Annotated in this window: 13 protein-coding genes, 2 tRNA genes and 3 rRNA genes; 11 read left to right on the top strand and 7 right to left on the bottom strand. The window is 44.8% G+C overall.

What is annotated here, in order from left to right; translation table 11 throughout:
* Nucleotides 1-8 precede the first annotated feature (8 nt).
* From F967_RS02205 to rrf, 6 genes are all read left to right on the top strand, one after another.
* The gene (locus F967_RS02205; protein WP_004760300.1) at nucleotides 9-563 is read left to right on the top strand and encodes a peptidylprolyl isomerase; all 555 of its coding nucleotides are present in this window, start codon (nucleotides 9-11) and stop codon (nucleotides 561-563) included.
* Nucleotides 564-987: 424 nt separating this feature from the next.
* Nucleotides 988-2,524, top strand: a 16S ribosomal RNA gene (locus tag F967_RS02200).
* Nucleotides 2,525-2,701: 177 nt separating this feature from the next.
* Nucleotides 2,702-2,778, top strand: a tRNA-Ile gene (locus F967_RS02195).
* A gap of 71 nt (nucleotides 2,779-2,849) precedes the next feature.
* A tRNA-Ala gene (locus F967_RS02190) sits at nucleotides 2,850-2,925 on the top strand.
* A 441-nt stretch (nucleotides 2,926-3,366) separates the two neighbouring features.
* A 23S ribosomal RNA gene (locus F967_RS02185) occupies nucleotides 3,367-6,260 on the top strand.
* A gap of 195 nt (nucleotides 6,261-6,455) precedes the next feature.
* Nucleotides 6,456-6,570: ribosomal RNA gene (gene rrf / locus F967_RS02180) — 5S ribosomal RNA — on the top strand.
* The 16S, 23S and 5S rRNA genes sit together here with 2 tRNA genes alongside, the layout of an rRNA operon.
* 587 nt (nucleotides 6,571-7,157) lie before the next feature.
* Here the strand turns inward: rrf and F967_RS02175 are convergent.
* Nucleotides 7,158-7,853 carry a TIGR04219 family outer membrane beta-barrel protein gene (locus F967_RS02175; protein WP_004797884.1) on the bottom strand — a complete coding sequence of 232 codons (696 nt, stop codon included), beginning with the start codon at nucleotides 7,851-7,853 and terminating at the stop codon, nucleotides 7,158-7,160.
* Between the two features lie 511 nt (nucleotides 7,854-8,364).
* Here F967_RS02175 and F967_RS02170 point away from each other — a divergent pair.
* Nucleotides 8,365-9,843 (top strand): sodium-dependent transporter, encoded by a 1,479-nt coding sequence (locus tag F967_RS02170; protein ID WP_004756837.1) that lies wholly within the window; start codon nucleotides 8,365-8,367, stop codon nucleotides 9,841-9,843.
* A 9-nt stretch (nucleotides 9,844-9,852) separates the two neighbouring features.
* Nucleotides 9,853-9,996, top strand: a complete 144-nt coding sequence (locus F967_RS13480) for a methionine/alanine import family NSS transporter small subunit (RefSeq protein ID WP_004797881.1) — start codon at nucleotides 9,853-9,855, stop codon at nucleotides 9,994-9,996.
* 67 nt (nucleotides 9,997-10,063) lie between these two features.
* Here F967_RS13480 and yidD read toward each other — a convergent pair whose 3' ends face one another.
* From yidD to fmt, 3 genes are all read right to left on the bottom strand, one after another.
* Nucleotides 10,064-10,354: a membrane protein insertion efficiency factor YidD gene (gene yidD, locus F967_RS02165; protein WP_004679216.1), complete on the bottom strand. Its 291-nt coding sequence runs from the start codon at nucleotides 10,352-10,354 to the stop codon at nucleotides 10,064-10,066.
* A gap of 179 nt (nucleotides 10,355-10,533) precedes the next feature.
* Nucleotides 10,534-11,841: a 16S rRNA (cytosine(967)-C(5))-methyltransferase RsmB gene (rsmB, locus tag F967_RS02160; RefSeq protein WP_004797879.1), complete on the bottom strand. Its 1,308-nt coding sequence runs from the start codon at nucleotides 11,839-11,841 to the stop codon at nucleotides 10,534-10,536.
* Complete coding sequence (gene fmt / locus F967_RS02155) at nucleotides 11,838-12,800, bottom strand: methionyl-tRNA formyltransferase (RefSeq protein ID WP_004797878.1); 963 nt, start codon at nucleotides 12,798-12,800, stop codon at nucleotides 11,838-11,840. Before fmt ends, rsmB begins: the two co-directional genes overlap by 4 nt.
* Nucleotides 12,801-13,011: 211 nt before the next feature.
* Between fmt and ilvD the strand changes: the two genes are divergently transcribed.
* Both ilvD and F967_RS02145 read left to right on the top strand, forming a co-directional pair.
* Nucleotides 13,012-14,841, top strand: a complete 1,830-nt coding sequence (gene ilvD, locus F967_RS02150) for a dihydroxy-acid dehydratase (RefSeq protein ID WP_034428198.1) — start codon at nucleotides 13,012-13,014, stop codon at nucleotides 14,839-14,841.
* A 145-nt stretch (nucleotides 14,842-14,986) separates the two neighbouring features.
* A complete protein-coding gene (locus tag F967_RS02145; RefSeq protein WP_004760305.1) occupies nucleotides 14,987-16,273 on the top strand; it encodes a hypothetical protein in 1,287 nt (428 codons plus the stop codon).
* A 31-nt stretch (nucleotides 16,274-16,304) separates the two neighbouring features.
* On the opposite strand, the gene F967_RS02140 is transcribed toward F967_RS02145, so the two are convergent.
* The 3 genes from F967_RS02140 to F967_RS02130 all read right to left on the bottom strand — a co-directional run bounded on the left by F967_RS02140 (nucleotide 16,305) and on the right by F967_RS02130 (nucleotide 21,276).
* On the bottom strand, nucleotides 16,305-17,600 hold the full coding sequence (locus F967_RS02140) for a solute carrier family 23 protein (protein WP_004797873.1): 1,296 nt from the start codon (nucleotides 17,598-17,600) through the stop codon (nucleotides 16,305-16,307).
* Nucleotides 17,601-17,886: 286 nt separating this feature from the next.
* Nucleotides 17,887-20,568: a phosphoenolpyruvate carboxylase gene (gene ppc, locus F967_RS02135; protein WP_004797870.1), complete on the bottom strand. Its 2,682-nt coding sequence runs from the start codon at nucleotides 20,566-20,568 to the stop codon at nucleotides 17,887-17,889.
* Between the two features lie 84 nt (nucleotides 20,569-20,652).
* The gene (locus F967_RS02130; protein ID WP_004797869.1) at nucleotides 20,653-21,276 is read right to left on the bottom strand and encodes a TetR/AcrR family transcriptional regulator; all 624 of its coding nucleotides are present in this window, start codon (nucleotides 21,274-21,276) and stop codon (nucleotides 20,653-20,655) included.
* A 153-nt stretch (nucleotides 21,277-21,429) separates the two neighbouring features.
* Between F967_RS02130 and F967_RS02125 the strand changes: the two genes are divergently transcribed.
* Nucleotides 21,430-22,530 carry an efflux RND transporter periplasmic adaptor subunit gene (locus F967_RS02125; protein ID WP_004756845.1) on the top strand — a complete coding sequence of 367 codons (1,101 nt, stop codon included), beginning with the start codon at nucleotides 21,430-21,432 and terminating at the stop codon, nucleotides 22,528-22,530.
* Nucleotide 22,531: the final 1 nt, after the last annotated feature.

Here is a 22,531-nt window from a genome sequence, read left to right as displayed (position 1 = left end):
AAGCAATTATGAAAAAGCTGTTCATTGCAACAAGTCTAATTCTGGCAAGTGGTTCTTTATTTGCAAATACGCTGGTCGATATGAAAACCAGTATGGGGACGATTGAAATAGAGCTATATGATGATCAAGCACCTATATCAGCAAAGAACTTTGAAAATTATGTGAAGAGTAACTTCTATTCAGGAACAATTTTTCATCGCGTTATTCCAGGTTTCATGATTCAGGGTGGCGGCATGGATGTAAACATGATTGAGAAGACCACAAAGGCCCCTATTGTAAATGAAGCGAGTAATGGCCTGAAAAATAATCGTGGTACTTTGGCAATGGCACGTACCAGTGATCCCAATTCTGCAACAAGCCAGTTCTTTATTAATGTCGCTGACAATAACTTCCTCAACCGTTCAACGATGGATGCAGGTTATGCGGTATTTGGTAAAGTCACCAAGGGAATGGACATTGTCGATAAAATTGTAAAAGTACCTACTGGAAACTATGGAATGCACCAGAATGTACCAAAACAACCAATTAAAATTATCAGTGTTCAGATAAAACACAAAAAGTAAAAAGCAAAACAGAAATATAAATAAAATATTTCTGCTTTATTTTCATATAAATGAAATAAAATAGCGGTAAATATAAACATTTTTATGAGTAAAAAAACAACACTCAATAAAACAGTGCTTTGAAAACACTTGCGCACCAAAAAAAATCTCCTATAATGCATACATCCCAACGCAATGAAGCAAAAGAACTTAGCTTTAACGGTTAAGTTGCTAGATATTCATTGCGTTTACTTATCGCTGACGAAGCGGTGAGAAGATCATTAAGAGAATAGAAGAACAACTTGTGTGGATTTTTACTGATTGATTGATCGATATATTATCATTGATTGAATGGTAGAAATTACTCGAAGTTTATTTGAGCGAATTTTTAGTCAGAAAATTGATGAGCCAGATTTGGTGCTTAGAATAAAGCACAAATGATATTAAACTGAAGAGTTTGATCATGGCTCAGATTGAACGCTGGCGGCAGGCTTAACACATGCAAGTCGAGCGGGGATTGGGTGCTTGCACCTAATCTTAGCGGCGGACGGGTGAGTAATGCTTAGGAATCTGCCATTTAGTGGGGGACAACATTCCGAAAGGGATGCTAATACCGCATACGCCCTACGGGGGAAAGCAGGGGATCTTCGGACCTTGCGCTAAATGATGAGCCTAAGTCGGATTAGCTAGTTGGTGGGGTAAAGGCCTACCAAGGCGACGATCTGTAGCGGGTCTGAGAGGATGATCCGCCACACTGGGACTGAGACACGGCCCAGACTCCTACGGGAGGCAGCAGTGGGGAATATTGGACAATGGGCGCAAGCCTGATCCAGCCATGCCGCGTGTGTGAAGAAGGCCTTTTGGTTGTAAAGCACTTTAAGCGAGGAGGAGGCTACTTGGATTAATACTCTGAGATAGTGGACGTTACTCGCAGAATAAGCACCGGCTAACTCTGTGCCAGCAGCCGCGGTAATACAGAGGGTGCGAGCGTTAATCGGATTTACTGGGCGTAAAGCGTGCGTAGGCGGCTTCTTAAGTCGGATGTGAAATCCCTGAGCTTAACTTAGGAATTGCATTCGATACTGGGAAGCTAGAGTATGGGAGAGGATGGTAGAATTCCAGGTGTAGCGGTGAAATGCGTAGAGATCTGGAGGAATACCGATGGCGAAGGCAGCCATCTGGCCTAATACTGACGCTGAGGTACGAAAGCATGGGGAGCAAACAGGATTAGATACCCTGGTAGTCCATGCCGTAAACGATGTCTACTAGCCGTTGGGGCCTTTGAGGCTTTAGTGGCGCAGCTAACGCGATAAGTAGACCGCCTGGGGAGTACGGTCGCAAGACTAAAACTCAAATGAATTGACGGGGGCCCGCACAAGCGGTGGAGCATGTGGTTTAATTCGATGCAACGCGAAGAACCTTACCTGGCCTTGACATAGTAGAAACTTTCCAGAGATGGATTGGTGCCTTCGGGAATCTACATACAGGTGCTGCATGGCTGTCGTCAGCTCGTGTCGTGAGATGTTGGGTTAAGTCCCGCAACGAGCGCAACCCTTTTCCTTACTTGCCAGCATTTCGGATGGGAACTTTAAGGATACTGCCAGTGACAAACTGGAGGAAGGCGGGGACGACGTCAAGTCATCATGGCCCTTACGGCCAGGGCTACACACGTGCTACAATGGTCGGTACAAAGGGTTGCTACCTAGCGATAGGATGCTAATCTCAAAAAGCCGATCGTAGTCCGGATTGGAGTCTGCAACTCGACTCCATGAAGTCGGAATCGCTAGTAATCGCGGATCAGAATGCCGCGGTGAATACGTTCCCGGGCCTTGTACACACCGCCCGTCACACCATGGGAGTTTGTTGCACCAGAAGTAGGTAGTCTAACCTTAGGGAGGACGCTTACCACGGTGTGGCCGATGACTGGGGTGAAGTCGTAACAAGGTAGCCGTAGGGGAACCTGCGGCTGGATCACCTCCTTAACGAAAGATTGACGATCGGTAAGAATCCACAACAAGTTGTTCTTCGAGATATATCGAATGAAAGATAGAAAAAGTATTGTTTCTCTTTTTTAATTTTAGAGATAAGTCGTGCACTACGCGCTGCGCTTGTCTTGCGAAATAAAAGAAGAGATCAACGATCTCTTCTTTTATTTCTCAGGGTCTGTAGCTCAGTTGGTTAGAGCACACGCTTGATAAGCGTGGGGTCACAAGTTCAAGTCTTGTCAGACCCACCACTACTGACGAAGTGATGAATAATCACAAGCTACTAGATGAGAAGATATATCGTTCATTATGATTGTAAGCTGGGGACTTAGCTTAGTTGGTAGAGCGCCTGCTTTGCACGCAGGAGGTCAGGAGTTCGACTCTCCTAGTCTCCACCAGAGCTTCGATCAGCAAAGCAACGCTTTGCCGAAGCGCAAGACAAGCAGCTATGCTGCGCGTAGTATCTGATCTAATATGGTAGTGAAAGATATTTTTAAATTATAGAACTTAATAAATAAGGTGAATCAAGAGATTGATTTAGATTTATTAACTTCTGTGATTTATCACAGTTTACTATTCGCTGACGAGGCGGTAGTTAATCATTAACAGATTAGAATTTGAGTCTGAAATAAATTGTTCACTCATTTGTTCGAAAGAACAAAATGAGAACTAGCAAAAACACTGAATCAAGCGTTTTGGTATATGAATTTAGATTGAAGCTGTACGGTGATTAAATTCACGAAGCAACAAACTGGATGAGAGCGATGTAAGTTGAAAAACGAGCATAGCAATCTGTCCTAACCTTACTTGTAAGGGTTAGCGACTGTTTGGGGTTGTATAGTCAAGTAATTAAGTGCATGTGGTGGATGCCTTGGCAGTCAGAGGCGAAGAAAGACGTGATAGCCTGCGAAAAGCTCCGGGGAGGCGGCAAATATCCTGTGATCCGGAGATATCTGAATGGGGGAACCCACTTACCATAAGGTAGGTATTGCAACATGAATACATAGTGTTGCAAGGCGAACGAGGGGAAGTGAAACATCTCAGTACCCTTAGGAAAAGAAATCAATTGAGATTCCCTTAGTAGCGGCGAGCGAACGGGGAGTAGCCCATTAAGTTATGTGTGTTTTAGTGGAACGCTCTGGGAAGTGCGAACGTAGAGGGTGATATTCCCGTACACGAAAGGGCACACATAATGATGACGAGTAGGGCGAGGCACGTGAAACCTTGTCTGAATATGGGGGGACCATCCTCCAAGGCTAAATACTCCTGACTGACCGATAGTGAACCAGTACCGTGAGGGAAAGGCGAAAAGAACCCCTGTGAGGGGAGTGAAATAGATCCTGAAACCGCATGCATACAAGCAGTGGGAGCCGACATGTTCGGTGACTGCGTACCTTTTGTATAATGGGTCAGCGACTTATATTCAGTAGCGAGGTTAACCGAATAGGGGAGCCGTAGAGAAATCGAGTCTTAATAGGGCGTTTAGTTGCTGGGTATAGACCCGAAACCAGGCGATCTATCCATGAGCAGGTTGAAGGTTGGGTAACACTAACTGGAGGACCGAACCCACTGTCGTTGAAAAGCCAGGGGATGACTTGTGGATAGGGGTGAAAGGCTAATCAAGCCTGGTGATAGCTGGTTCTCCCCGAAAGCTATTTAGGTAGCGCCTCGGACGAATACCATTGGGGGTAGAGCACTGTTTCGGCTAGGGGGTCATCCCGACTTACCAAACCGATGCAAACTCCGAATACCAATGAGTACTATCCGGGAGACAGACTGCGGGTGCTAACGTCCGTAGTCAAGAGGAAAACAATCCAGACCGCCAGCTAAGGCCCCAAAATCATAGTTAAGTGGGAAACGATGTGGGAAGGCATAGACAGCTAGGAGGTTGGCTTAGAAGCAGCCACCCTTTAAAGAAAGCGTAATAGCTCACTAGTCGAGTCGGCCTGCGCGGAAGATGTAACGGGGCTAAAACTATGTGCCGAAGCTGCGGATGTAACTTTTAAGTTACGTGGTAGGGGAGCGTTCTGTAAGCCGAAGAAGGTGTATTGAGAAGTATGCTGGAGGTATCAGAAGTGCGAATGCTGACGTGAGTAACGACAAAACGGGTGAAAAACCCGTTCGCTGAAAGACCAAGGGTTCCAGTCCAACGTTAATCGGGGCTGGGTGAGTCGACCCCTAAGGCGAGGCCGAGAGGCGTAGTCGATGGGAAATTGGTTAATATTCCAATACTTCTGTGTAATGCGATGAGAGGACGGAGAAGGTTAAGTCAGCCTGGCGTTGGTTGTCCAGGTGGAAGACAGTAGGCATGCATCTTAGGCAAATCCGGGGTGCTCTATGCTGAGAGTCGATAGCAAGCTGTACTTGTACAGTGAAGTGGCTGATACCATGCTTCCAGGAAAAGTCTCTAAGCTTCAGTTACACAGGAATCGTACCCGAAACCGACACAGGTGGTCAGGTCGAGTAGACCAAAGCGCTTGAGAGAACTCTGCTGAAGGAACTAGGCAAAATGGTACCGTAACTTCGGGAGAAGGTACGCTGCTGACGGTGATGGGACTTGCTCCCTGAGCGGTTGGCAGCCGCAGAAACCAGGCCGCTGCAACTGTTTATTAAAAACATAGCACTCTGCAAACACGAAAGTGGACGTATAGGGTGTGATGCCTGCCCGGTGCTGGAAGGTTAATTGATGGGGTTAGCGTAAGCGAAGCTCTTGATCGAAGCCCCAGTAAACGGCGGCCGTAACTATAACGGTCCTAAGGTAGCGAAATTCCTTGTCGGGTAAGTTCCGACCTGCACGAATGGCATAATGATGGCGGCGCTGTCTCCAGCAGAGGCTCAGTGAAATCGAAATCGCTGTGAAGATGCAGTGTACCCGCGGCTAGACGGAAAGACCCCGTGAACCTTTACTGCAGCTTGACATTGAACTTTGACCTTACTTGTGTAGGATAGGTGGGAGGCTTTGAAGTTGGAACGCTAGTTCCAATGGAGCCGTCCTTGAAATACCACCCTGGTAATGTTGAGGTTCTAACTCTGCCCCGTAATCCGGGGCGAGGACCATGTCTGGTGGGTAGTTTGACTGGGGCGGTCTCCTCCTAAAGAGTAACGGAGGAGTACGAAGGTGCGCTCAGCGTGGTCGGAAATCACGCGTAGAGTATAAAGGCAAAAGCGCGCTTAACTGCGAGACCCACAAGTCGAGCAGGTACGAAAGTAGGTCTTAGTGATCCGGTGGTTCTGTATGGAAGGGCCATCGCTCAACGGATAAAAGGTACTCTGGGGATAACAGGCTGATACCGCCCAAGAGTTCATATCGACGGCGGTGTTTGGCACCTCGATGTCGGCTCATCTCATCCTGGGGCTGAAGCAGGTCCCAAGGGTATGGCTGTTCGCCATTTAAAGAGGTACGCGAGCTGGGTTTAGAACGTCGTGAGACAGTTCGGTCCCTATCTACCGTGGGCGCTGGAAATTTGAGAGGATCTGCTCCTAGTACGAGAGGACCAGAGTGGACGAACCTCTGGTGTACCGGTTGTGACGCCAGTCGCATCGCCGGGTAGCTATGTTCGGAAGGGATAACCGCTGAAAGCATCTAAGCGGGAAGCCTACCTCAAGATAAGATTTCCCTAGGACTTTATGTCCTCTAAAGAGCCGTTCGAGACCAGGACGTTGATAGGTTGGGTGTGGAAGCACGGTGACGTGTGAAGCTGACCAATACTAATTGCTCGTGAGGCTTGACTATACAACACCCAAACAGTTGTTGTATTCAAGATAAGTTCAATACATAACTTGATTTAGTGTGAAAACTAGTTAAAATGCTGAACACAAAGTTAGACTCAATATCTAATCCGTTAATAACTCTTTGGTTCGTAAGTAAGGCAGACATGAAGTGAAAACACAACATGATCAATAAGACCCCAAAACACCACAACAGTTTGCTGGCGACAATAGCAAGAGTGAACCACCTGATCCCTTCCCGAACTCAGAAGTGAAACCTCTTCGCGCTGATGGTAGTGTGGCGTTTGCCATGTGAGAGTAAGTCATCGCCAGCTTTTAAATACTAAACACCCCCTCCGCAAAAGCAGAGAGGGTGTTTTTTTATGCGAAAAGAAAATACAGAAAAGTATAAACAAAGAAGATTGTGAAATTCCTCAATATTATTTGATTTCTAGGTTAAAAATGCAAAAGCAGGAAAAGTGTAGGGTTTTCATCGGCGAATTGTATCTCGATGGATACCCTGTCAAATTCTGTTACAGGGTGAGAATAATAAAAAAAAGAAGCCCGATCATCCTGACAGGGCTTCTTTTATATTCAGTTTATTGTCGTTTATTTCCTATAAGCAACCACATCCTGTGCATCTTGTTGTTCTGAATGAGACTTCCTGTCTCTCTATGTTTTATATGATAGTGAAAATCTCCAGATGGGTATATTCGCCAATCTCTGCGATTGTTGTAGGTTTCGGCTTACATTGAGGTTTAGGAATCTATATAGCTAAATTCTAAAAATATTAGCACATGGAAACATCTGTAAAACCTCATTTCCTATAGTTTTAGGTGTGATGATAAATTAAGTATTCAGCTATAGTTTTAGATATAAAAAACGGAATCACTTGATTCCGCTTTTTAATCTGGCTTGATATTTAGAAATGGATATCTAAGCCAATATAAGGACCCTTGAAATTAAATTTAAGGTCATTTTTTTCGTAGTCGTCCAATTTAATGTCCAGAATACGGTAACCTGCCTTTAAGCCCACATCAACCAGTAGGTTATCGATAAAGTTGTACTGTAGTTCTGCCTGGGCATCGGTGATCTTAGCATCATTGAAGTTGCTATACAGCACCTCGCCCTTGGCACTTAAACCTGTAAATGGAAGTTTTGCACCTGCTGTTGCATAGATCACAGGAACGGTCTTATCAATATCTGTTTTCCTGAGAGCAAGAGTGGTGACATGACCGTTCAGGGTGGTTGCACCCACACCAACATCTGCATTTACGATATTATCCAGAATTTCATAGTATAGAATGAAGTCTGCATGATCCATGTTAATGTCATAGACTGGTTGTCCAGCAACTTCATTTTCAGTTTGGGTTTTTAAATTTACATAGCGAATTTTGGCATTGGGAATAAGTGGAACAGGATGCTCGATTGCCAGTGATAGTTGGGCTGCACCTTTACGCTCAAGGTCCTGATCACTTGCCGCTGTCTGCGCAGCCATGTTGGCCTGACCATCGTAAGCCCAGTAACTTAGGTCACCCTTGACACCAATGACATCTGCCTGTGCCAAACCGCTTAAGCCCATTCCTAGAGCAAGCAGTGATAATTTTAATACTTTCATTGAATTTTCCTAATTAAGTCGCTAAAAAAGTAATGAATTGTTGTGAATTCATCTAAGATTGGGCGAATCATATAGTGATCCAGAAAAATATGCAGTAATCTAAATTTAATTTTTTAAAAAGGAAATAAAAAGGACAAATGCAAAAGGCGTAGGTGGAAGAGGATTTCACTTGAATATTTTATATGCTGGACGGCAATAATTTGACTATACGGTTAAAATAACATTCAGTTGAAAAATAATCAATTATTTAAAAAACATAATTTTTCAGACAGAAATTACAGTAAAAAGAAATAAAAACAGGTATTGTTCGGCTATTAAAAAGCAGAAAAACAAAATCCAATCTTTAAGGAAGATGGTTTGGTTTTTGCTTGTTTGTTCATGAAAATGAGAGGCCCACAAGGTTGAAATTTCATGCAAGCAAAACAGGATTTTTATGGCACTTTTCATGTCTGTTGGATAATAAAACCTAACGCAGTATGAAAAATGCCAGCGGTATATATTTAGGTGTCATATGGCAGATTCTCGTGAAAACTGGACATCACGATCTGGTTTTATTATTGCAGCCGTTGGTTCGGCTGTAGGTTTGGGTAATATTTGGCGTTTTCCTTATGTTGCCTACGAAAATGGTGGTGGTGCGTTTCTTATCCCCTATTTACTCGCACTGATTACAGCTGGTTTACCTCTTTTATTCTTGGATTATGCAACTGGTCATCGTGCGCGTAATTCACCACCCAAAGCCTACCGTGCCCTGTTTAAAGGCGGCGAGACGCTTGGCTGGTGGCAGGTGTGTGTCTGTATCATTATTGGTTTGTACTATGCCAGCGTCCTGACCTGGGCGGGAAGTTATATCTATTTCTCAGTCGGTCAGGCGTGGGGCAGTGATCCAGAAAGTTTCTTCTTCAATACTTATTTACAGACTTCAAAGGCAACGGGTTTTGATTTTCAGTTTGTCAGTCACCTGTTTTGGCCAATTGTGGGAATCTGGGCGCTGACCTTGGTCATTCTATATGGTGGTGTAAAAAAGGGTGTTGAATTATCCAACAAGATTTTCATGCCGTTGCTGTTCGTACTGTTCACCATTCTTGTGATTCAGTCACTACGTTTGCCTGGTGCGGTTGAGGGCTTAAACGCATTCTTTACTCCGAACTGGTCTGCGATGATGGACTATAAAGTGTGGCTGGCGGCGTATGGCCATACATTCTTCTCGCTATCCGTTGGTTTCGGGATCATGGTGACCTATGCCTCCTATCTCAAGCCTAAAACCAATTTGACAGGTTCTGGCTTAATCGTTGGCTTTGCCAATGCGTCAACTGAAATTCTGGCGGGGATTGGTATTTTTGCGGCATTGGGTTTTATGGCGCATACCGCAGGCAAGGAAGTGCAGGATGTGGTCAGTGGTGGTATTGGCCTTGCATTTATTGCATTCCCAAAAATCATTTCAAGTCTGGGTGCGGGTGCTGACCTATTTGGTCTATTGTTCTTCTCCTCACTGTTTGTGGCGGGTATTTCTTCCATGGTCAGTATTCTGGAAGTGCCAATTGCGGCAATGCAGGACAAGTTGAAATGGGGTCGTAAGAAAGCAGTAACCATCATTGGTGGGGGCAGTGCACTGGTTTCAGTGATCTTATTCTCAAGTGTGAATGCGATTAAACTGGTGGATATCGTCGATCACTTTATCAATAACATCGGGATTATTGGTGGTGCATTGATTTCAATTATCAGTATTGCGTGGTTTAAACGTTCAGCCCTGCTTGAGCTTCGTGACCATGTCAACCGTATTTCAACGATTCAACTCGGCAAGGGATGGGATTTTACCCTCACCGTGATTACCTCACTGATCCTGCTCACCACCTTAAGCATGACGGTATTTAATCTGGTGAAAAATGGTTACGATACCTACAGTATGAGTTTACTGGGCATCTTTGGATGGGGCAGTGTGATTTTCTGTGCTGTGGTTGCAATGGTGCTCAGCAAGATGAAAGATCGCTAGGAGTGTAGAATGAATACTTCCGCTATTATTATGATGATTATTTCAATGGGTTTTATTTGGGGTGGGCTGGTTTTGTCCATTCTGCATCTGATGAAGCATCCAGAAGAAGCAGATGATGTTCTGGAAGATGTAAAAGACCAGCATACGCTTTAGTAAATGAGTAAAAAAACAGCCCTCAATGTAGGGCTGTTTTTTATACGAATTCAAATCAGCTGGAGATTTACAAGGGAATCGGCAGGACACAGCAACAGAAAGCATTCATGGGCTGGGTGGGATATGTAGCAAGGGTTTTTGCAGCCTGATGGCAACTGGAAAATTGTCGGTAGATCGCAGGCAGGCCTGAAATCAGTCCCTGTTTCTGGACAATATTTTTGACTGCACCTGAACAGGTCGTGCCACCATAAAGCTGACCCGCGGCGCATTTAAATCCCTTTATGGGTGAGAGGTGTTGCTGATAGGCTTCAATTGTTTTAATTGCCAGTGTATCAGTGAGTTTAGACAGAATCGCCATTTAAAATACCCATTATAATTGTATTTGAGCTATCCAAATTAACTGATTTTCTGAAATAATTAGGTTAAAGCCTGTTTGCTTTTTATGATGAAAATGCTGCGAAATAGCAGCAATCGTAACCATTTAAATTGTTTGAATTAAATCAATAAAAAAAGCAGGCTTTGAAGCCTGCTTTTTTATTAGCCTAATTTCTTAATCTGACAATAGTAGAAACCATCACCTGATTGTGCAGTTGGTAATAATTGACGACCATAGGTCTGTTCAATGCCCCAATTGGCTTCGATTTTGATTTCCTCTGCATCTGCATGTTCCGCAAAGAATGCAGCCATTTGCTGTTCATTCTCAGCTTTTAGAATGGAGCAGGTGATATACAACAGCGTTCCACCAACTTTGAGCTGTTGCCACATCTGTTGAAGAATCTGTTTTTGTAATTCAACTGTCTGTGCGATATCAGTCGATTGTCTGAGCAGGCGAATATCGGGGTGGCGACGAATCACACCTGTTGCAGAACAAGGCGCATCCAGCACGATACAATCAACGGGTTCTGGTGCCTGCCAAGTGGTTGCATCAGCTGTCACGATCTCAACATTATGTTGATCTAATACAAGACGTTCTAAATTTTCAGAAACTCGCAGTAAACGTTTGGCATCATGATCCAGCGCAATCAGTTTTTTCGGGTTAAATCGCTCAAGAATATGCGCAGCTTTACCGCCTGGCGCAGCACAGGCATCGACAACCACTTGGTTATCTAAATTGGGTAAAAGCATCGCGCACAATTGGGCATGTTCATCTTGAACAGAAAAACCACCTTCTTCAAAACCTGGTAAATGGGTAATATTGCCTGTTTGTTCCAGAACAATACCCACATCTGAAAGCGTGCAAGGACGGGCGTCAATCTGTTCTTCATCTAAAATATCAAGATACTCATCACGACTGATTTGACGTTCATTGACACGCAGGGTCAGAGGGGCCACTTGTTTTAAGGCTTGGCATAGAGTTTCTGCTTGCTCAGGCCAATCTTTTTTAAGTCGCTTGAATAACCAGCTTGGTAAACCATGCGTATTATTCAAAGCGCTTTCAAATTCAGCTGTTTCACGTGAAACACGACGCAGAATTGCATTGACCAAACCACTCATGGGTTCGAAACCGAGTTGCTTAGCTGCATTTACCGTTTCTGAAATCGCAGCATGTAAAGGAATACGCGTACATAAAATTTGATATAAACCTAGATATAAACAACTTTCTAGCGCTTCATTGTCCAATGGCTTCGTAAGTAAGGGTAAGGTAATTGCTTTTAAAGAAAACCATTGGCGTAAACAACCTAAAGTAAGTTCGTGATATAAACCACGGTCACGTTCAGAAACGATATTGATATGTTGATTTAAAACAGAAGCCAAAGATTGCCCGTTTTGAACCGCCAAAAGTGTTTTGACCACTTGTGCGCGCAGATTCAAATTTTTTGCAGATGATTGATTCGATTGGCTCATGGGAGAATTTGTCCAAGATGTAATTTTTGAGTTTGGGCAATTTGTACAGGATTTAGCGCTTTACCACCTGACCACTGTAAACTGGTTAAGCACACGACACTGTTTTCACCACAAGCGACATGTACGCCTTGCTTATCAATTGCAAGAATTTCACCTAATTGAGCATTTGCTTTACTGATCTCGGAGCGCATTGAACTCCAAACACGTAAGGCGTTATTTTCATCCAATTGAATAAAAGCCACAGGCCAAGGGTTGAACGCACGAATATTGCGGTCGATTTGGATTGCAGTTTGTGTCCAATCAATACGTGCTTCTGATTTTACTAATTTATGTGCATAAACCGTCAGGGATTCATCTTGAACTTCACGTTTGGCAATAAATGATTGCAAACTTTGCTCTGACTCAAGCACGGTACAAATGGCTTCAGCACCTTGAGTTGCCAACTTGTCATGCAAGGTTGCAGAGGTATCTTCTGCAGTAATTGGGCAATAGGTTTTGTACATCATATCGCCTGTGTCCAAACCTGCTGCCATTTGCATGATGGTGATACCTGTTTCAGCATCTCCTGTTGCGATTGCACGTTGAATCGGAGCTGCTCCACGCCAACGAGGTAATAGAGAACCGTGAATGTTTAAACAACCATATTTAGGCATATCTAACACTGTTTGTGGCAAGATCAGACCATAAGCGGCGACTACCATGACATCAGCGCCTAGAGCAGCAAGTTCTTGTCGAGCTGCCAAACCTTCTTCAGTAGACGCTTTAAAATTCAAAGGTTGATAGACAGGTAAACTGTGTTCAAGTGCCAATTGTTTAACAGGCGATGGTGTTAATTTTTGTCCACGTCCTGATTTACGGTCAGGCTGGGTATAAACCGCAATGATCTGGTGTGATGTTTTTAATAATGCCGCCAATGCGGTTGCCGCAAATTCAGGCGTACCAGCAAAAATGATTTTCACAAATGGAATCCAAATAAAACTTATCGCAAATTATAAGCGAAAAAGCCACTAGCCCCTAATTAGGTGAAAGGAATTGTCTTTGAACAAAAAAAGATAGGTTCGCTGGTCATCAGTTAAACGATAACTTGTAGTATGATGGGAAAAGCTCAGTATCATTTCGCCAGAGAGAATGTTCTATTCTTCTCGAGCACAAACTTGTTGGGAATAAAAAATGCCTGATTATCGTTCGAAAACATCAACACATGGAAGAAATATGGCTGGCGCGCGCGGTTTATGGCGTGCGACAGGTATGAAAGATGAAGATTTTGGCAAACCAATTATTGCGGTGGTCAATTCATTTACCCAATTTGTTCCTGGACATGTGCATCTTAAAGATTTAGGGCAACTGGTTGCACGAGAAATTGAAGCTTCTGGTGGTGTCGCAAAAGAATTTAATACCATTGCCGTTGATGACGGAATTGCCATGGGTCATGACGGGATGCTGTATTCACTACCATCACGTGATTTAATTGCCGATTCTGTAGAATACATGGTGAATGCACATTGTGCCGATGCAATGGTGTGTATCTCGAACTGTGACAAGATCACACCAGGAATGCTGATGGCTGCAATGCGCTTGAATATCCCAGTGGTGTTCGTATCTGGCGGTCCGATGGAAGCGGGTAAAGTCAAATTCCGTGGTGATGAAAAGGCAATCGACTTAGTTGATGCCATGGTCGTTGCAGCAGATGAAAGCTATACCGATGAAGAAGTTGCAGCATTTGAGCGTTCGGCATGTCCAACGTGTGGTTCATGTTCGGGTATGTTTACTGCAAACTCAATGAACTGTTTAACTGAAGCTTTAGGTTTATCATTGCCGGGTAATGGTTCTATTGTTGCAACTCACGCTAACCGCAAAAAACTATTCCTAAAAGCAGGTCGTTTAGTCGTTGAACTTGCGAAGCGTTATTATGAACAAAATGATGACAGCATTCTGCCACGTTCAATTGCAACCAAAGCCGCTTTTGAAAATGCGATGACTTTGGATATTGCAATGGGTGGTTCTACCAATACCGTATTGCATTTGCTTGCTGCTGCACATGAAGCAGAAGTTGATTTCACTATGGATGATATCGACAATTTATCTCGTAAAGTACCTGTATTGTCTAAAGTTGCACCTGCAAAGTCGGATGTGCATATGGAAGATGTACACCGTGCTGGGGGTATCATGGCGATCTTGGGTGAACTCGATCGTGCTCACTTACTGAACACCTCTTGCCCAACGGTACATGAACCTACTCTCAAAGATGCTTTAGACAAGTGGGATATTATCCGCACTGAAGATGCAGATGTTTATGAGTTTTATCGCTCATCACCAGGTGGTGTTCCAACTCAAGTGGCATTTTCACAAAACCGTTATTATTCAACTTTGGATGGTGACCGTGAGAAAGGTGTGATCCGTAATGCTGAACATGCTTTCTCTAAAGATGGTGGCTTGGCAGTCCTTTACGGCAACATTGCTTTAGATGGTTGTATCGTGAAAACTGCGGGTGTGGATGATTCGATTCTTAAATTCACGGGAACGGCTCGCGTGTTTGAAAGTCAGGATTCAGCGGTTGAAGCGATTCTAGATCATAAGATTGTGGCGGGTGACATCGTTGTCATTCGTTATGAAGGCCCACGTGGTGGTCCAGGCATGCAGGAAATGTTGTACCCAACCAGTTACTTGAAATCAAAAGGTTTGGGTAAGGATTGTGCCTTGATTACCGATGGCCGTTTCTCTGGCGGTTCTTCAGGTCTATCCATTGGTCACGTTTCCCCAGAAGCGGCAGAGGGTGGCGCGATTGGTCTGGTTGAAGATGGTGACACCATTCAGATCGATATTCCGAACCGTAGCATTCACCTTGATGTAGATGATGCAACGATGGCTCACCGTCGTACGGCACAGGAAGCCAAAGGCTGGCATCCAGTGGAAGAGCGTAAACGTAAAGTTTCTAAATCCTTGAAGATTTATGCGATGCATTCAACCAGTGCCGCAAAAGGTGCGGTACGAGTTTTGTAAGCCCATTCAGTCCCTTTTGATAAAAAAGGGACTTTTTTCTCATTTTATAATATAAGATACTGAATACACTTGATTCTCATTTGCCAGTAAACTTGAGAATATAATCTACTTTTCTATAAATTCATTACGCTTAGAGGCGATTGACATGTCTTTGTTACGTCGTTGGTTTGATCCCATCCGATCGAGTTGGTTCTATCAAAAACCCTCTCGTCAGGCGGTGTTACCCACGGAACAGGGTTTAACGATTTACCTCCGTTTGGATGATGTTTATAGCTATCTGGCAGTGCAGCAGCTTGATCAACTCAATGAGATCTTGAGTGATGAACTCAAACCCCTAAAAGTCATTATCTCAAGACAGGATGCAGAACCCCCGAATGGCATGTCCAGACAGGATTGGCAAAGTTACTGTCTAAATGATGCAAAAATCCTCGCCAAACAGCACCGTTTTGGTTTTGATGACACCCCAGAGATTCCTAGTGCAGAAGCTTTACAGCAGGCTGAGACAATTTTAAGAAATACCCCATTACGAGAACAAAATTTCCTGCATTTGCTTGAAGATGTGTTTCATATGCTGTGGCAGCAGCAATATGGAAAGTTGCGTACCCTGTATGCCATGGCAAGCCAGCATCAGGCGCCACAGGATTATCCTGAGCGTATCTTTAAAGATGTACCTGTAGCCGCCAGCTATTTCGAATTTGGCGAACGTAAATATCAGGCTGTAGATGATTTGCTGCGTCTAACCCGCCGTCTTAAACAGCAAAAACTGCTGACGGGCAATCCAATTTTCCTGATCAACCATATTGAATGGCGTGAACATCTGATCAATGATGGTGAGGCACTGGCAGAAGTTCAGGCATTGCAACCAGAGCTGGATTTGTATATTGCGCTTGAAGACCCGATGAGCTGGCTGTTGCTGGCCTATATCAAGGAAGAGCTGGCCAATTATTATAATATTCAATTGAGCGTTTATCCGCTGAGCTATCATGGGCGAGACTGGTTTGACTGGAGTCTCGCGACTCGTGTTTCCAAACGTACACAGGTGGCATTCACCCCATTCTGTCGTCCAACCAAAGAAGCCACCTATGAAATGGCGAAGCTGTTTTACAGTGTTGCAGAGGAACAGCAGGTGGATGTGATCCACCAGATTTTGGAAAGTGTATGGACACGAGGCAAGGATTTATCCTTTAAGGCGCATTTTCAGCGGATGCAAAAGCGCTTGCAGATTGAGCAGGTCACCGAACAGGATGTTGAGGTCTTATTAAAACAGAATGATGAGCTATGCCAGCAGAAGCACCAACCCGACTTTCCTGTACTGGAATTACGGATTGATGGGCAAAGCTATGTGTTTAATAGCCTGTATCGAGTTTGGATGATTGAAAGTATTATCAGTAATGTACTGGAAGAAAAATATAAGCAGGAAAGCCAAGAATAAATAAAAAAGGCAGCCTAAGCTGCCCACGATTTTAGTTTTTATCTTTTAAGCTAAACAACAAATTCAGGAAAATCGCTGCAAACGTTGCTGTGCCAATCCCACCCAGATTAAAGTTGCCAAATAGCAGTTCAAAATTGCCTGCACCTAAAATAATGGTCACTGAAGCCACAATCAAGTTTTTATTGTTGGAGAAGTCAACCTTGTTTTCGATCCAGATTTTCGCTCCAGCAATGGTGATCAAGCCAAACACCACGATGGAGGCACCTGTCAGAACCGCTGTTGGAATGGTGCTAATCACCGCGCCAAACTTTGGTGAAAGCCCCAGAAAAATGGCGAACACACCAGCGATTACAAACACAATGGTTGAATAGACACGGGTAACGGCCATCACTCCAATATTTTCACCATAGGTGGTCATGCCAGGCGCACCGACACTACCTGACAGGGTGGTGGCTAAACCATCGGCAACAAAGGCCTTGCCCAATTGTGGGGTCAGGTTTTCGCCTGTCATCGCTCCCACTGCCTTGATATGGCCTAAATTCTCGGCAACCAGAATCAGTGCCACAGGGGCAATAATCAGAATTGCATTCATGTCAAACGCTGGATGTGAGAAGCTTGGAATACCGAACCATGGTGCGGCTGCAATCTGAGAAAAATCAATGGCTTTACCTAAGCCGAGCACATTGGTTGCAACAGCATAAAGTCCGTATGCAATCAATAAACCCACCAATAAAAGTAAACGCTGTAGCAGGCCTTTGGTAAACACCGCGATAATGCCCATACACAATACTGTGATCAGTGCCATCCACATGTCAAACGGCTGTCCCGCCACACCCTTGATGGTCACAGGGGCAAGGTTGAGACCAATGATCATCACGATTGCGCCTGTCACCACAGGTGGCATCAGTTTTTCAATCCAGCGTGTGCCAGTCAGCATCACGGCAAAGCCAATCAGGGCATAGAAAATACCACAGGCCACAATGCCGCCGAGTGCAACTGCAAGGTTTGGATTTGCCCCCGAACCTGTAACATGACCTGTTGCGGCCGCCACCACACCAATAAAGGCAAAACTTGAACCCAGATAACTTGGTACACGTCCACCCGTGATCAGGAAGAAGATAATGGTACAAATCCCTGACATTAAAATGGCAAGGTTGGGATTGAATCCCATCAGCAATGGGGCAAGTACAGTTGCACCAAACATTGCAAATGCGTGTTGAACCCCGAGCACCGCACTTTGTAAAGGCGGTAAATATTCGTTTGTCGCAACAGGGCGATGATCAATCTTTCCCTGATACGGCTGCCATTTTGGAAACCAACTTGACATAGATAAACTCTTGATCAGATAAATCAGCCGCTATGATACTCTGCCTGATCTGCAACTTTCATCTGGTCATGTTGGGCAATGGCTGCAATATCGTGGTTTTAAATACTTATTTTTATCATTTGGTAAAATAAATTTAAAGCTAAGCACCCATATTCATTGTGGATTTACACAAAGTTGACTATTTCACTCAACAAATAAAAAAGATGGGTTTTTAGCAATAAAAAATGACTGAATAGACATGCGGCATCTGCAAGTGACTTTACAGGTGCCGCGCCAGCTTAAATGATTAACCTGTATTTCTTAACCCTGCCGCAATCCCAGCAATACTGACCATCAAGGCATGATCGACAGGGCTATGTTCAGTTTGGTGCTGTGCCAGATACAGACGACGACGCTTCATCAATTCTGCCTGTAATAAATGCAATGGCAATAAATATGGTTTACGCACCTGCATGGACTGGTCCAGCACTTCATTATTACTTAAAAGCTTAGACTCACCTTTTAGACTCAGCAGGGTATCCACCGCATTTTGCAGGCGTTGGCGTAGCTCAATCCCTAGAACTTTTAAGTCCTGATCTTGGGTGAGATGAGATTCATAGTACAACGCAATATCTGCATCAGATTTGGATAAAACCATTTCCAGCATATCAATTAAAGTTTGGAAATACGGCCACTGTTCAAGCATTTCATTTAAGGTGTTTTGGTGTTGTCCATGTACCTGATTGATCGCCGTGCCTGTACCCAGCCATGCAGGCAGCATCAGGCGAATCTGGGTCCAGGCAAACACCCACGGAATGGCGCGTAGTGATTCAATGCCACCGCTAACCTTGCGCTTGGCTGGACGTGAACCGAGCGGTAACATTTGTAGCTCCAGTTCAGGGGTAACGGTACGCAGGTAGCTGACAAAATTTGGATTTTCACGCACAGTTTGTCGATAAACCTGTACCGATAAATCAGTCATTTGATTCATTAAGTCTCGCCATTCTTTCTTTGGCTCTGGCGGTGGTAGTAGTGTTGCTTCTAATGTTGCCGCTGTATAGATTTCCAAATTTTGTAGCGCGATGCCTTCTAAACCAAATTTAAAGCGAATCATTTCACCCTGTTCAGTAACACGAATTGCTCCAGAGATTGAACCTGGTGGCTGGGAAAATAAGGCTTGCTGGGTCGGTGCGCCGCCACGGCTGATCGAACCACCACGTCCGTGGAACAGGGTCAGTTGTACGCCATGATTTTTGGCAATCGCGGTCAGTTCCTCCTGAGCGCGATATTGCGCCCAGTTGGCCGACATAAAGCCCGCGTCCTTGGCTGAGTCTGAATAGCCAATCATCACTTCATGTTTACCCTGAATATGCTGTTTGTACCAATGCACATTAAACAGGGTGTTCATGGTTTTGGCTGCGCCATCCAGGTCCTTTAATGTTTCAAATAAAGGCACCACACGAAGCGGATGCTGAATCCCAGCTTCTTTTTGTAAGAGTAAAACAGCTAAGACGTCGCTTGGATATTCTGCCATCGAAATAATATAGGCACCCAAGCTCTCAGCTGGTTGTTCAGCCAGGGTACGCATGGTGGCAAACACTTCCAGCACATCTGGATGCCGAATCAGGCTGCCCTCTGGTTCATTCAGATATTTAGGGAGTAAAGGACGTTTGCTCTGCAGCTCTTGGATCAGGAAATTTTGACGAGCCTGTTCAGTCCACGATTCAAAATTGCCTAGACCTAGATATTCAGTAATCGCTGAAATGGCTTGACGATGTCGACCTGATTCCTGGCGGATATCCAGTTTCAGCAGTTCTATGCCAAAGCAATTGACACGGTAAATGAAATCAAGCAACTGGCCATTGGCAATTTCGGCTAGATTACTGTCAATCAGGGAGCGATAGCACAGCAATAAAGGCTGTAATAGTTCATCTTTAGTTTTGATGATTTGACTGTCATCCGCATCCAGTCCATGTAAACGTTGTGTCAGCCAGTGACGGGTGGCTTTCAGGCGTTCACGGGTTTCACGTAAATATTCACGATAGGGTTCAGGGTGTTCATAACCTAATGCTTGAGTGAGTTCATCTGAACAGGTTTGAATCGACAGTTCCCAACGCAGGTTTTCAATATCACGTAGATAGAGGTCGGCCGCCTGCCAGCGCGACAGCCACAACACCTCCTGTGTCACCTGATGGGTAACATTGGGGTTGCCATCACGGTCGCCACCCATCCATGAGGCAAAACGAATCGGGGCAATATCCAGAGGCAGGGATTGCTGGCAATGTTGCTGGGTCAGTTCATTCAGTTCACGGATAAATTTTGGAACTGCATTCCATAAACTCTGTTCAATGGTGGCAAAGCCCCATTTCGCTTCATCCACAGGAGTAGGGCGATGCTGGCGAATCTCATCGGTTTGCCAGGCTGAACTCACCAGTTGCTTGAGTGTGGCAATGGTCTGCTGGCGTTCTCTCGGTGTGAGTTTCTGTTGATCAAGCTGTGATAGGCAGTCGGTAATATCATCATATTTCTGGATCAGGGTACGGCGGCTGACTTCGGTCGGATGTGCGGTGAGCACCAGCTCGATGTTGAGGTCGCAGATCTGCTGGAACAGGTGCTGTTCACTAATCTGTTGGGTTTTGAATTTTTCAAAGAGATGCGTCAGTGGGTTTGGACTGGATGTCTGCTCGTCAAACTCAGCCTGACGGCGGTTACGCACCACATGGTACTGCTCAGCGATGTTGGCAAAGTTGAGAAAATATGAAAATGCACGGGTCAGGGGCAAAATTTCTTCATCTTTTAGGCCGAGGAAAAGTTGTTCGAGCTGTTTTTCCGCCTCGATTTGACCATCACGGGCACCCTTGGCCAGGGCACGAATCTGCTCAACCTGATTAAACAAATCCTGTCCTGCATGCTGCTTTAAGGTTTCGCCCAGTAAATTACCCAGTAAACGAACATCTTCTCGTAATGGCGCAGTGATTTGTTGTGTCATTATGCTTCTCCTCTGCTCATGTCTTGACTATAACCTGATTGTCAGACATTCCAAGTGGAGAACGTAAGGAAATGTGAAATTTCTTTAAAATTTAGGTTGATATTTAAGCAAAAAAAGTTCAATGGCCTGTTCAATCATCTGCTCAATTTCAACCGTGGTTGGCACCGAATCCAGACCCAGTAAAACCTTGTGATGACGTGTGCCGAGCATCAGCGCCACGATCAGTTCGGTCTGTTTGAGGGGATCATCTGCCTGAATAAAGTTGAGTGTGATGGCCTGCTCAAAAAAACCACACCAGACATTACACATACGTGTGTGTGAGGCATCAAAAAACTGCTGGGTGAGGGGGCTTTGTTCAGCAGCAAGTTCAAACAGCACCCGATCCAGCTTCAGCGCTTCAGGCAGGTAAATAATGCCCAGGGCGCGCTGGCACATTAAATACAATGCCTGCCTAAAGTCGGACTCAGGTGTGAGTTCAAACTGTTTCGCCCGAATGGGCTCTTCACAGCTTTCCTCGATCGCACAGATAAACAGGTTAGCCTTGTCCTGAAAATGGTTGTACACCGTGAGCTTGGTGACACCCGCCTCTTTGGCAATCTGGTCCATGCTGGTGGCATGATAACCCATTTTTAGAAAAATAGATTTTGCAGCCTGCAAAATTCTGGCTCTTTTTTCTAAATCTTTGGGACGACCACTGGTTGTCTGCACGTTATCGTTCTCTTTTAATTCAATTAAAAAATCAGGTTGCTAGATTTAATTTTTATTTAATGTACTCATGAGTATATTAATTAAAAATTAAACAATTTATGATAATGCCCATATCACGCCCTAAAAATCAATTTGAATAAGAGCGCAAAATAGATGAATCAGATCAATCGTATCATATTGGGGTTAGTCATTGTCAGTAGTGTCATCCTCAGCGCATGTCAGAAAGAGGTGCCCAGAACTGAGGAAATTCCTTATGTCATGGTGACGCAGCCGAGTAGCAACCATATTGACCAGAAAAGCTATGCAGGTGATGTGCAGGCCAGACAGCAGACCGCACTGGCATTCCGTGTCGGGGGCCAGATTACCGAACGTTATGCCGATGTTGGAGATCGGGTTAAGGTTGGGCAGGTGTTGGCAAAACTGGATGTGAAAGATGCCCAGTTGCAAATGAATGCGGCCAAAGCCCAACTAGACAGTGCACAGGCCGCCGCAAAAATTGCATTGGAAGAATATAAGCGTTATCAACAACTTTTGCCTGTCAATGCGGTCAGCCGTTCACAATTTGATGCTATTAAAAACCAGTATGAGTCGGCACAGGCAACACTGCAACAGGCCCGTTCAAACTATGAGGTTTCCTCCAACCAAACAAGCTATAACCAGTTGGTCTCCAATAAAAATGGCGTGATTACCCAGCGCAACATTGAAACAGGACAGGTGGTGGCGGCAGGACAGGCAGCCTATCAACTGGCGATTGATGGCGAGCGTGAGGTGGTATTTGGTGTGCCTGAACAGGCGGTCAGTACCCTCAAGGTGGGGCAGCCTGCCTGGGTCACCTTATGGTCACAGCCAGATACACGTTTTGCCGCAAAAGTCCGCGAGGTGTCACCCGCTGCAGACCAATCGCGAACATTCACCGTGAAAGTTTCATTGCTTGAGGGGCAGTCCACGATTCAACTTGGACAAAGCGCACGAGTGTTCTTTGTGGCAAATGAAAACAATGTCCTGAGCGTGCCTTTATCCAGCGTCACTGCCAATGATCAACAAGCTTATGTCTGGGTGGTCAATGCCAATCAAACCTTACGTAAAGTTCCTGTGACTTTGGGAACTTATGGCCGTGACAGTGTGCCTATTCTTTCAGGTCTAAAAGCTTCAGATTGGGTTGTGGTCGGTGGTGTGCACCTGTTGCGTGATCAGCAAAAAATTCATCCTGTAGACCGTGATAATCGTGAAGTCACGGTAAAAGCGGGAGGTTAAG

The organism is Acinetobacter sp. CIP 102637 (assembly GCF_000368425.1).
Lineage (GTDB): Bacteria > Pseudomonadota > Gammaproteobacteria > Pseudomonadales > Moraxellaceae > Acinetobacter > Acinetobacter parvus.
This window is presented reverse-complemented; position numbering and strand designations above follow the sequence as displayed.

Bases quoted from the DNA above. Each gene is read 5' to 3' on its own strand.
- F967_RS02205 (WP_004760300.1), top strand. From the start codon at position 9: ATGAAAAAGCTGTTCATTGCAACAAGTCTAATTCTGGCAAGTGGTTCT.
- F967_RS02175 (WP_004797884.1), bottom strand. From the start codon at position 7,853: ATGAAAGTATTAAAATTATCACTGCTTGCTCTAGGAATGGGCTTAAGC.
- F967_RS02170 (WP_004756837.1), top strand. From the start codon at position 8,365: ATGGCAGATTCTCGTGAAAACTGGACATCACGATCTGGTTTTATTATT.
- F967_RS13480 (WP_004797881.1), top strand. From the start codon at position 9,853: ATGAATACTTCCGCTATTATTATGATGATTATTTCAATGGGTTTTATT.
- yidD (WP_004679216.1), bottom strand. From the start codon at position 10,354: ATGGCGATTCTGTCTAAACTCACTGATACACTGGCAATTAAAACAATT.
- rsmB (WP_004797879.1), bottom strand. From the start codon at position 11,841: ATGAGCCAATCGAATCAATCATCTGCAAAAAATTTGAATCTGCGCGCA.
- ilvD (WP_034428198.1), top strand. From the start codon at position 13,012: ATGCCTGATTATCGTTCGAAAACATCAACACATGGAAGAAATATGGCT.
- F967_RS02145 (WP_004760305.1), top strand. From the start codon at position 14,987: ATGTCTTTGTTACGTCGTTGGTTTGATCCCATCCGATCGAGTTGGTTC.
- F967_RS02140 (WP_004797873.1), bottom strand. From the start codon at position 17,600: ATGTCAAGTTGGTTTCCAAAATGGCAGCCGTATCAGGGAAAGATTGAT.
- ppc (WP_004797870.1), bottom strand. From the start codon at position 20,568: ATGACACAACAAATCACTGCGCCATTACGAGAAGATGTTCGTTTACTG.
- F967_RS02125 (WP_004756845.1), top strand. From the start codon at position 21,430: ATGAATCAGATCAATCGTATCATATTGGGGTTAGTCATTGTCAGTAGT.